Consider the following 12105-nt stretch of genomic DNA (forward strand, 5'->3'; position numbering starts at 1 on the left):
TACTACTTATTAGTTAAATTTGATTCGATTCCTTCCAGAGAGCCTTCCAACAATACCACATTTGATGCATTAAGTATTTTGTAAGTGCTTAATTCTGAATTAGTTATAACATCAGAACCCTTGAAATTACGAGAAGACAAATATACGCCTTTATTTGAACCGCCCAACACTATTAAAGACTTTTTGTTTTCCAATCCCAATGACTTTAAAACATTTACAAAATCCTTGGTCTTTGGTGTGTCAAAATCGAAGTCTTCAACTACCATTATCGAATTTTCCTTGGACTTGATGCTCAATGCAGATTTTCTTGCCAAACGCTTTAGGTTCTTATTCAGTTTTTGGGTATAATCCTTAGGCCTTGGCCCAAATATCCTACCTCCACCTCTAAAGACCGGCGACTTTATGCTACCAGCCCTAGCGGTACCTGTACCTTTTTGCTTTTTAATTTTTCTCGTACTACCGGCTATTTCTCCGCGCTCCTTTGCCTTGTGCGTACCTTGTCTTTGATGGGCCAAATATTGTTTAACATCCAGATAAACCGCATGTTCATTAGGCTCTATTGCGAATACGCTATCAGAAAGCTCAGCCTTTCTTCCCGTATCTTTTCCATTTATATCTAATACTGCTACCTTCATTACTGCCATCTTTGAATAGTTACATACCCATTTTTATGACCAGGAACACATCCTTTTAGAACTAAAAGGTTTTTCTCCGGAACTACCTTCAAAACCCTAAGGTTTTGCACGGTAACTTTTTCACCACCCATTCTTCCAGCCATTTTCATTCCTTTAAAAACCCTAGCCGGATAAGAAGCGGCACCAATAGATCCTGGAGCCCTAAGCCTGTTATGTTGACCATGGGTCGATTGACCAACACCGCCAAAACCGTGTCTTTTAACAACACCCTGGAAACCTTTCCCTTTGGATGTACCTATGACATCCACAAATTCTCCCTCTACAAACAGGTCAACACCTAGGGTGTCTCCCAATTTATACTCTCCTTCAAAACCTTGGAACTCAACGACTTTTTTCTTGGGAGAAGCACCTGCCTTTTTAAAATGACCGGATTCGGCCTTATTAGCACGCTTTTCTGCCTTGTCATCGAAACCAAGTTGAAGGGCATTATACCCGTCTACCTCTTCGGTTCTGACTTGGGTAACTACACATGGTCCAGCCTCGATAACGGTACATGGAATGTTCTTTCCATTCTCGTCAAAAATGCTGGTCATGCCTACTTTTTTTCCTATTAACCCAGACATACTTAAATTATTAATTACTATTTATTAAAAACTTTTCAAAAAAATAGGGTCAAAAATAATTCAACCCTGAAATTATTTTATCTCCGTTTTTCCCTCGCCCGCAGCTTAGGACATGTATATACCGCACTTTTTACGGTATCTTTTAGACGTTAGGACAGACACTTCGACTACGCTCAGTGTTTGTTTGGCTAGCGATTCTCCTTAAATAAAGAGAATCGAGTCTCACTAAACCTTGATCTCCACCTCAACACCACTAGGAAGTTCCAACTTCATTAGGGCATCAATGGTTTTTGATGAAGAGCTATAGATATCCAACAACCTCTTATAAGAACTAAGTTGAAATTGCTCTCTCGACTTTTTATTTACGTGTGGAGAACGCAATACAGTAAATATCTTTTTATGTGTTGGCAAAGGAATTGGTCCCGTTACAACAGCACCGGTAGTCTTTACCGTTTTTACGATTTTCTCGGCAGATTTGTCCACCAAATTGTGGTCGTAAGACTTAAGCTTTATTCTAATTTTCTGACTCATTACCTATAATTATGCTGTTATACCTTTTGCCGCCTTGATAACCTCCTCGGAAATATTGGAAGGTGTTTCGGCGTAGTGTGAAAACTCCATGGTGGAAGTTGCCCTACCTGAAGAAAGTGTTCTTAAAGATGTTACATAACCGAACATTTCGGACAAAGGTACCGTTGCCTTAACGACCTTAGCACCAGCACGGTCTGACATGTTGCTCACCTGACCTCTTCTTCTGTTCAAGTCACCAACGATATCACCCATGTTTTCTTCTGGGGTAATTACTTCCAATTTCATGATTGGCTCCAACAATACGGCCCTTGCAGCTTTGGCAGCGGCTTTATAACCCATCTTAGCAGCCAATTCAAAGGATAGGGAATCAGAATCTACGGGGTGGAATGAACCATCCTTCAAAGTAACCTTCATACTATCCATTTCAAAACCGGCCAATGGACCATTTTTCATAGCCTCCCTGAATCCTTTTTCCACAGCAGGTATATATTCCTTGGGAACATTACCACCTTTAACCTCGTTTACAAATTCCAGACCTGATTTTTCTTCATCAGTAACCGGCTCCATAGTAAAGACAATATCGGCAAACTTACCACGTCCACCAGATTGCTTCTTGTAAACTTCCCTATGGTCCGCAGCCTTTGTAATGGCCTCCTTGTATTCAACCTGAGGTTGACCTTGGTTAACTTCTACCTTAAATTCCCTTCTCAAACGGTCCACGATAATATCCAAGTGAAGCTCACCCATACCGGAAATAATCGTTTGACCAGAAGCCTCATCCGTTTTCACCTGGAATGTTGGATCCTCTTCGGCCAATTTTGCCAAAGCCATACCCAATTTATCCACATCCGCCTTAGTCTTTGGCTCAACGGCAATACCGATTACGGGATCAGGGAAATTCATACTTTCCAAAACAATAGGATGCTTTTCATCAGACATGGTATCCCCTGTCTTGATATCCTTGAATCCAACCGCTGCACCAATATCTCCAGCTTCGATAAAATCGATAGCATTTTGTTTATTGGAATGCATTTGATAAATACGAGAGATACGTTCCTTTTTTCCAGATCTATTGTTCAATATATAAGAACCCGCTTCCAATCGACCCGAATACGTCCTAAAAAACGCCAATCTTCCAACAAATGGATCCGTAGCAATTTTAAAAGCCAAGGCAGCAAAAGGTTCTTTAGCATCCGGTTTACGTGTAATAACCTCTCCAGTATCTGGATTAGTTCCTTCTATGGCATCCTTATCCAAAGGAGACGGTAAATACCTACAAACAGCATCCAACAAGAATTGAACACCTTTATTTTTAAAGGAAGAACCACAAATCATAGGTATAATGGCCCTATCCATAACGGCAGCCCTCAAAGCGGCGTGGACTTCATCTTCGGTAATGGATTCCTCATCCTCAAAGAATTTCTCCATCAACGCTTCGTCATATTCCGCAACGGCTTCTATCAAGGCAGCTCTGTACTCCTTAACCTCCGCCTTCATTTCTTCAGGAATATCGATTACATCAAATGTAGAACCAAAATTATCCTCATGCCATACAATAGCCCTATTCTTGGCCAAGTCAACAATTCCTTTAAAGTCTGCTTCCTCACCAATAGGCAAAACAATAGGCACGGCATTTGAACCCAACATTTCCTTCACCTGGTTACAAACAGCCAAGAAATTAGAACCCTGACGGTCCATTTTGTTCACGAAACCGATTCGCGGAACCTTATAGTTATCGGCCAATCTCCAGTTAGTTTCAGACTGAGGCTCAACACCATCAACCGCACTGAACAAAAAGACCAGTCCATCAAGCACACGTAAAGACCTGTTCACCTCCACGGTGAAGTCAACGTGGCCTGGGGTATCAATAATGTTAAAGTGATAACTTTTTGCATCCTCAGTTGGCTCTCCATTTACTCTAGGAAAAACCCACTCACAAGTGGTAGCAGCTGAAGTAATGGTAATTCCACGCTCCTGCTCCTGCTCCATCCAGTCCATTGTGGCAGCACCATCATGAACCTCACCTATTTTATGACTAACCCCAGTATAAAAAAGTATACGCTCGGTAGTCGTTGTTTTACCGGCGTCAATATGCGCGGCAATCCCAATATTTCTTGTTAATCTTAAATCTCTTGCCATTTTAATTAGAATCTAAAGTGGGAAAATGCTTTGTTCGCTTCTGCCATCTTGTGGGTATCGACTCTCTTTTTCACAGCAGCACCCTCTTCCTTAGCCGCAGCCAAAATCTCGGCAGCCAATTTTTGCGACATTCCTTTCTCGTTACGCTTTCTAGCATAACTGATCAACCACTTCATTGCGGTAGAAATTTTTCTGTCCGGCCTAATTTGCATGGGTATTTGAAACGTTGCACCCCCAACCCTTCTACTCCTTACTTCTACATGGGGCATTACATTGCTCAATGCATCCTTCCATAACTCGAGCGCAGTTTTCTCGTCATCTGTTTTTTTGGCCTCGACAATATCGATGGCATCATAAAAAACACTAAACGCTACTGACTTTTTACCGTCCCACATCATCATATTAACAAATCTTGTTACCAATTGGTCATTGAAACGTGGATCTGGTAAAAGTGGTCTTTTCTTTGCCTGTCTTTTTCTCATTACTTCTTTTTAAAAAGTGTTAACTACTTCTTGGGACGTTTTGCACCATATTTAGACCTACGTTGTGTTCTACCGGCCACACCTGCTGTGTCCAATGCCCCACGAACGATATGATATCTAACACCTGGTAAGTCCTTTACTCTCCCGCCTCTTACCAATACTATCGAGTGCTCTTGCAAATTGTGACCCTCACCAGGAATATAGGCATTAACCTCTTTCCCGTTAGTCAACCTAACCCTGGCAACTTTTCTCATTGCAGAATTTGGTTTTTTAGGAGTAGTCGTATATACCCTAGTACATACACCCCTTCTCTGAGGACACGAATCCAAAGCAGCCGATTTACTCTTCTTGGTAATTGTGGCCCTTCCTGTTCGTACTAATTGTGAAATTGTTGGCATACTATATAAATATGTATAAAATTTACCCTTTGTTTAAGGGTCGGCAAATGTAGTGATATTTCACTATAAAACAAACCCAACCTTAAATATTTTGGAAACTTTTTTATGAACCCTTTTCTTCTGCGTTCCCAAATAAAAAAAAGTTCATACAAGTGCTCCAAAACGTCATAATTTTTGAATATTCCTGAAAAAACTTTCTTTTTCCCTCTTTTAGAAATTGTAATTAATTACAGAATTCTCAATATTTGAGCTGTTATATTACATTATAGAAAATCCAATTAGTGTTTAATCTATAACTCCTAAGAATACTTAGGCTTCTTAAAGTTTTATTAAAATTCCCTTGGATTATTAACGCCATTTTGTGATTTTTGCTGCTAGCTAATTCAAATAATTAAAAAATGAGAACAAAACTAAATGGATTGTTGACGCTCTTGTTGGCGTTAATTGTGCATATTACTTATGCACAAGAAAAAACAGTTTCCGGTACGGTTACTGATCAGGATGGTTTACCCCTCCCTGGGGTTAACATCGTGGTTGAAGGTACCACTACGGGTACCCAAACTGATTTTGATGGAAATTATAGTATCACTGCTGCGGCGGGCGAAACTCTTGCCTTCACCTATATAGGTATGAGGGAGATTAAGCAAACCGTTGGTGCGAGTAATACCATTAATGTATCAATGCAGGAAGATGCCCAGGCCCTGGAAGAGGTCGTTGTAACAGGGCAGGGAATCAAAAGGGAGAAAAAAGCTTTGGGTTATGCCGTAACCTCCGTAGGCTCGGAATCTATTGAAAATAGAACCGAGGGTGACGTCGCCCGTATTCTTGCGGGTAAAGCTGCTGGGGTTAATATCACCGCTGCAGGTGGTATGTCCGGTTCCGCTACGAACGTTACCATTCGTGGTCTAAGTTCATTTAGCGGAAGTAACCAAGCACTGTTTATCGTTGACGGTGTACCTTTTAGTAATGACACCAACGTGGGTACTAGTTCCGATGCCAATGACCCATCAAATCCTGCGTTCCTTAGTGGAAACACCGGTTCTTCAAGGTTTTTGGACATAGACCCAAACAACATTGCCAATGTAGAGGTATTGAAAGGTCTTGCCGCTACCACTTTATACGGTACACTTGGTAAGAACGGGGTTATATTGATTACCACTAAAGCTGGTGCGGGAACCGGCGGATCCAAGAAAAACGAAATTACCGTAAACCAATCTTATTTCGTTAATGAGTTCGCTTCCTTGCCGGATTATCAAAACCAATATGGTAATGGATTTGACCAACAGTTTGGTTGGTTCTTCAGTAACTGGGGTCCTAGCTTCGATGAAGGCGGAGTAGCCGGATGGGGAAGACAGGCCCTAATAGATGAGAACGGAACTTTGGAACATCCTTATTCGACTACTGCTGTAGCAGCAACTAGAGAAGCATTTCCAGAATTACAAGGTGCGCGATATGCATGGAGACCTTATCAGTCAGTTAAAAATTTCTTTAAACCTGGATATGCAACCAACACATCTGTAAATTTCCAAGGTGCATCAGAGGATGGAAATACAACATACAACGCCAACCTTGGATATTTGAACGATATAGGATTTACTCCTGGGAACTCTACCAACAGAATGAACTTCTCCGTTGGTGGTAGGTCAAAACTATCCAATAAATTTACTATTGCGGCAACTATGAACTATGCACGCACGGATTACAAATCTCCTCCAATTGCCGCGAGTTTGGGTAATGGTGGTGTAAGTGGCGTATCGGTTTATGGACATGTAATGTTCACCCCTATCAGTGTTGACTTGATGGGCTTGCCTTTCGAAAACCCGATTACAGGTGGTAGTGTTTACTACCGTAACGGTAACGATATCGTTAACCCAAGATGGTTGGCCAAAAACGTAACCAACAGACAGTTGACGAACAGGGTGTTTTGGAACGCTTCATTGACTTATGACATCAATGACAATTTGGCCGCTACATGGCGTACAGGTTTAGATTTCTACAATGAACGCAATGAAAATGCTTCCAACAAAGGAGGTGTGGACCAGCAAAGTGATATTTTTGGATTCTTGGATACCTATGACAACAACAATACTATCTGGGACCACTTTGCCTCATTAAGTGGTAATTATGACCTTAGCGAAAAAATAGGAATGACATTCAATATTGGTGCCAACGCCCGTTCTGATTTCTTTGACAGACAAGGGGTTGCCAGTATCGGACAAATTGTTTACGGTATCAAGCGTCACTATAACTACTTGAACCAGCAACCGATCCAAAGAAGCCAAAAAAGAAATATCGTAGGTGTTTTTGGAGATGTAAGCTTTGACTATGACAACTTCCTATTCCTAAACGTAAGTAGTAGAACTGACTGGGTAAGTAACTTAATTACCGAAAATAGAAGTTTGACCTATCCAGGAGCAAGTTTATCCTTTATTCCAACTGCGGCCTTCACTGGTCTACGTTCTGAAAAAGGAATCAACTATATGAAGTTAAGAGCCGGTTACGGTACATCTGCTAACTTCCCAACTGGATACCCTACCTTGAGTATTGCAGAACAGAATACCTTGGTGTACGGTGAGGATGGTGGTGTTACTACCAACCAGATTGCAAACTTTAAGGCAAATCCAAATTTAAAGCCAGAACTTTTGAAGGAGTTTGAGCTAGGTCTGGAAGCTAGATTGTTCCAGAACAGGGTTTCTTTAGACTTTACCTATTATAACAGGACTACGGATGACCTAATCGTTCGTGAGCCACTTTCCCCTTCAACTGGTTTTACATTTACACAAAGTAACATTGGTCAAATAAGTAACAAAGGATATGAAGCTGATTTGGGTGTGGATATCTTTAGAAACCCAGAAGGTTTTAGCTGGAAATCCAACGTGAATTTCTTCTCCAATAAAGAGACTGTTGAGGAGCAAGAGCAGGACATTATCATCTATGCTGGTTCCACTGATTTGGACATAGGGGGTAACGCCGCTATAAAAGGAGAATCTCTAGGTAGCATTGTTGGAAATGCCGTTGCGCGTGATGCCAATGGGAATCTATTGATAGACGAAGCTGGTAACTACATTACTACGCAGGTGGATGCTGACGGAAACGTTCCAATTATTGGGGATGCAGTTCCAGATTATGTAATGAACTTCATCAACACTCTAAGTTATAAAAACTGGAGATTGGGCTTCCAAGTAAGCCATACCGCAGGTGGTGACATGGTCGCCAATACAGTTGCCTTGCTTCAGGGTCGTGGATTGATAAAAGAGACCGTGAATAGAGAGAATACTTATATTTTACCTGGTATCAGACAAGCTACGGGACAACCTAACGATCTACAGATCAATAACTCGCAATACTACTTTAGTAACGTATTGTTCGGTCCTACCGAATTACAAGTGTATGATGCTTCCGTTGTAAGATTACAAGAAGTTTCATTAACCTATAATTTACCAGGCAAATTCTTGGATAGAACACCATTCAGCAAGCTTGGTTTTACCGTACAAGGTTTTAACCTATGGTACGATGCATATAATATGCCTGACGGAGCCAATTTCGACCCTAATGTAGCTGGTGCCGGTATAGGTAATGCAAGGGGCTTTGATTTCTTGAACGGGCCAAGTAGTCGTAGGTATGGATTGACAGTTACTGCATCCTTTTAATCATAAAATTTGCTAAAATGAAAAAAATATTTAGAACAGTTTTAACAGTTGCTTTTACAGGGCTTGTATTCAATGCCTGTGAAACCACCGATTTGGACCTGCGAGTCAGTCCAAATGACCTGGCCATCAGTCAGGCGGACCCCAATTTGATATTGAATTCAATTCAATTGGCAGGGGTATCGAACATGGACCGCTTTAACGATTTAAGTGCACAGTTAACGCGAATCCAATATATGACCGGACGTATCTACTTCAACAACTTCCAAGGAGGTGTTATGAACAGTGTTTGGGCCCGTACCTACAGTAGTGAATTTAACTTGGCGGGATCAGCAGTTGATGTAGGTCTTTTCACCAATGTGGACGCTTTGCAACAAATCAATGATGCAAGTGACATCAACTATGATTTTCATGTGGCAGTTGGGCAGACAATAAAAGCGTACTCCTTATTGTTACTTACGGACTTCATTGGACAAGCTGCATTCACTCAAGCTGGAAATCCTGATGAATTCCCTGCGCCAGTATTGGATGACGGTCCAGTGGTATATGATGGAGCTTTAGCTCTTTTGGATGAAGCAGAAGCGTTATTCGCTACTAACCCACCAACTCAAGGGGCTGACGATTTCTTTTATGGAGGTGACAGTACGAAGTGGATTAAATTGATTAATTCCATCCGTTTGAGGACTTATTTTTTAACAGGAAACACTTCTGCCTTCAATGCAGTTGTCGCAGATGATAACTTTATCTCTGACACGGAGGATGACTTCCAATTCCAGTACGGATCCAGGGTTTTACAGCCAGATACCAGACATCCTGAATACGCTGATGACTATAGTCCTACTGGTGCTGGAGGGTACTTAAGCAATTGGTTGATGGAAAAAATGTTGGTAAATGACGATCCACGTATCCGTTACTATTTTTACCGCCAGGTAGATGCCACTCCTGGAGCGGATGCCGATCCGGACGAGCAATTCTTGAGCTGTAGTCTTTTCTCAGTACCCCAACATTTTATAGACGGTGGATTTACCACTTTCTGTAGTGTTCCTAATGGCTATTGGGGCCGTAACCATGGTAACGATGAAGGTACTCCTCCAGATGGATTCTTTAAGACCGCTTACGGTGTTTATCCTGCTGCCGGACGTTTTGACGATAACAGTTTTGAGCCCATCGGTCTTGGACAAGGTGGTGGCGGAGCCGGTATCAGACCTATTATTTTAGCGTCTTACGTGGACTTTTGGCGAGGAGCCATGGCTACTAGCCCAACTGAAAAAGCTGATTTCCTAAGAAGTGCCATGGAAAAATCCATAGCTAAGGTTCAGACTTTTGGTGCAGTTGATGGAAATGCCGATAAATCATTTGAACCAACTGAAACTGAGGTTTCAGATTACATCGATGGTATAGTTGCATCGTTTACGGCAGCTTCTGGAGATGATCAAGAGGATATTTTTGCCGAACAGTACTGGATTGCCCAGTGGGGAGGTGCACAAGAGGCATGGAACTATTACAGAAAGACTGGGTATCCTACAACCTTGTCCCCAAGTTGGGAACCAGATCCGGGACCATTCCCAAGATCTTTCTTTTATCCACAGGATGAGGTAATTACCAATCCAAACTTGCAACAGCGTTCAGACTTGACCACACAGGTATTTTGGGATACCAATCCTGCGAGCCCAGCGTTTCCACAAGCCAATTAATTTTAAAACTTTTAGACAATGAGAATTAAAAATATAAGTTATACAGTTTTGGCAGCCTTGGCCCTTATTTTTCAAGGCTGTACCGAGGACGAGACCGTCATCACGGAAGTATTGGCGGATACTACCAGAGGGGCTGCGCTTCGAACATTGGATTCCTCTTTCCCAGATGTGGCGGAAGGATCTACTGAAAGTACGTTTACAGGTACCTTTGAAATACAGTCCGATGAATCCGCTGCAATTACTAGCGTAAATGTGTACGGAGAGTTTATTGACAACACTGGGGATTCCCCTGGCGATGCCTCCGGATTGATTGGCACTGTTTCCACATTTAATGATACCGAATTTGGTCTACAGGGTTTCTCATACACAACTGGCGTCACTGAAATTCTTGGAGCTGCAGGGGTAGCATTGGATGCCGTAGAACCAGGAGATCAATACAGAGTTCGATTTGAGCTGGTTGCTGCCGATGGCAGGACTTTCTCCTTTGGGCAGAATACAGGTACGTTGACCGGTGGCTACTTTAGGTCACCTTTCCAATTTACATCCAATGTAATCTGTGCTCCTCTTGTACCTACATCCGGTACGTGGACAGTAGTTGCAGTTGACTCTTATGGCGATGGTTGGAACGGTGGTAATTTAAGTATTACTATAGACGATAACGATCCTATTACGTTGGCTAATACTGATGGAGGTGGGCCATACCCCGCTGAAGTGTCTCAAGATTTGACATTTGAGGTTCCAGCAGGTGCGCAATCTATTCAGATTGTTTATAATGGAGGTTCATTTGATGAGGAGGTTACCTTCCAGGTAATTTCGGCAAATGGAAATACTATTTTGGATTTAGGTCCAGAACCCGCTACTTCAACAGGACTCATAGATTATTGTTTGGATTTGGAATTATAATTCAAATTCCACCTAAAAATAGAAGCGGTTCCAAATTTGGAACCGCTTTTTTTTTACAAAGTGAAAGATCAGCGTCTTTGATTTAAAACGCAATGGAAATACCTTTAAAATTACCCTCTAAAATTGAAATTTTGTACATATTAACCTCGAATTAAGCTCAGTTTGATAATATGGCTCTTTTTAACTTCCAAAGCTAATACCGTCACAAAAAAGTTTAGTACCTTTAAAAAAGAGTAAAAATAAACTGAACATGAAAAAAATATTTCTTCTAGCAACAATTGCACTTTCAACTACCATTGTAACGGCTCAATACTCAGGACAAGCACTAAGCAATGCCTCTTCCGGAGGTTCCATGGACGGTAGTGCAGCTGTCATAAATACCTTATTAGGAGACATATCCAGTAGGGATGCCAAACGAACTAAAAACTACGACGAATTTCAAGGATCGCCTTACGTCTCAAATAACTTTAAACAAACAAGAATCTCGTATAATGATGAGGATATGGGAACGATGTTCTACAGATATAACGCTCTAAACGAAGAGATCGAGATAAAAAACACCTTGTTGGAGGAAGAAGGTATAAAAGGACTTTCAAGGGATAAAAATATCTCCATACTAGTAGACAACAAAAAACTATCGTTCAAAACATTTGTAACCTCAAAAAACAATACACTTAACGGATATCTTTTACAACTAATTGATGGTAAAACTTATGATTTGTACAAAAGAACACGTGTTAAGTTTACGGAAGGTAAACCAGCACCAAATTCCTTTGTAAAAGCAGTCCCTGCAAGGTTTTCACAATTCACGGAATATTATTTCCAAAAGGAAGGTGTAAACAGAATTGATGAGATACCCCTTTCTAACAATAAACTGCTCAAACTCCTATCAGGTAACGATAAGGAATCTTTAAAAAACTACCTAAAAGAAAATAAGATAAAGATTAAAGAAGAGGAAGATTTGATTAAAGCCTTTAACTTTTTAAACACCCTATAGAGATTTAAAACAAGAATAGGTATTCCGTTTGGGCTAATAGTTTTTAAAATTGCCTT

At 41.1% G+C, this 12105-nt stretch carries 10 protein-coding genes; 4 read left to right on the forward strand and 6 right to left on the reverse strand.

The genetic code is table 11. The features are described from left to right. Positions 1-2: 2 nt before the first annotated feature. The 6 genes from rplD to rpsL form a co-directional block, all read right to left on the reverse strand. Positions 3-635 carry a 50S ribosomal protein L4 gene (rplD, locus tag DZC72_RS01385; RefSeq protein ID WP_125221127.1) on the reverse strand — a complete coding sequence of 211 codons (633 nt, stop codon included), beginning with the start codon at positions 633-635 and terminating at the stop codon, positions 3-5. Further along, positions 635-1258, reverse strand: coding sequence for a 50S ribosomal protein L3 (gene rplC, locus DZC72_RS01390; RefSeq protein ID WP_099546272.1), 624 nt, complete (start codon positions 1256-1258; stop codon positions 635-637). Before rplC ends, rplD begins: the two co-directional genes overlap by 1 nt. Before the next feature lie 225 nt (positions 1259-1483). Continuing rightward, positions 1484-1789: a 30S ribosomal protein S10 gene (gene rpsJ / locus DZC72_RS01395; protein WP_007094989.1), complete on the reverse strand. Its 306-nt coding sequence runs from the start codon at positions 1787-1789 to the stop codon at positions 1484-1486. A gap of 9 nt (positions 1790-1798) precedes the next feature. Beyond that, positions 1799-3928 carry an elongation factor G gene (fusA, locus tag DZC72_RS01400; RefSeq protein ID WP_125221128.1) on the reverse strand — a complete coding sequence of 710 codons (2130 nt, stop codon included), beginning with the start codon at positions 3926-3928 and terminating at the stop codon, positions 1799-1801. Between the two features lie 5 nt (positions 3929-3933). Further along, entirely contained in the window at positions 3934-4410 is a 477-nt protein-coding gene (gene rpsG / locus DZC72_RS01405; RefSeq protein ID WP_125221129.1) for a 30S ribosomal protein S7, read from the reverse strand. Positions 4411-4433: 23 nt separating this feature from the next. Continuing rightward, a complete protein-coding gene (gene rpsL, locus DZC72_RS01410; RefSeq protein WP_027078345.1) occupies positions 4434-4808 on the reverse strand; it encodes a 30S ribosomal protein S12 in 375 nt (124 codons plus the stop codon). A 398-nt stretch (positions 4809-5206) separates the two neighbouring features. On the opposite strand from rpsL, the gene DZC72_RS01415 reads away from it, so the two are divergent. From DZC72_RS01415 to DZC72_RS01430, 4 genes are all read left to right on the forward strand, one after another. Further along, a complete protein-coding gene (locus tag DZC72_RS01415) occupies positions 5207-8458 on the forward strand; it encodes a SusC/RagA family TonB-linked outer membrane protein (protein ID WP_125221130.1) in 3252 nt (1083 codons plus the stop codon). 17 nt (positions 8459-8475) lie between these two features. Then, positions 8476-10149, forward strand: a complete 1674-nt coding sequence (locus DZC72_RS01420; RefSeq protein WP_125221131.1) for a SusD/RagB family nutrient-binding outer membrane lipoprotein — start codon at positions 8476-8478, stop codon at positions 10147-10149. A gap of 18 nt (positions 10150-10167) precedes the next feature. Then, positions 10168-11052: a hypothetical protein gene (locus DZC72_RS01425; protein WP_125221132.1), complete on the forward strand. Its 885-nt coding sequence runs from the start codon at positions 10168-10170 to the stop codon at positions 11050-11052. A gap of 250 nt (positions 11053-11302) precedes the next feature. Further along, on the forward strand, positions 11303-12049 hold the full coding sequence (locus DZC72_RS01430; protein WP_125221133.1) for a hypothetical protein: 747 nt from the start codon (positions 11303-11305) through the stop codon (positions 12047-12049). Positions 12050-12105: the final 56 nt, after the last annotated feature.

It is taken from the genome of Maribacter algicola (assembly GCF_003933245.1).
GTDB classification, from domain to species: Bacteria; Bacteroidota; Bacteroidia; order Flavobacteriales; family Flavobacteriaceae; genus Maribacter; species Maribacter algicola.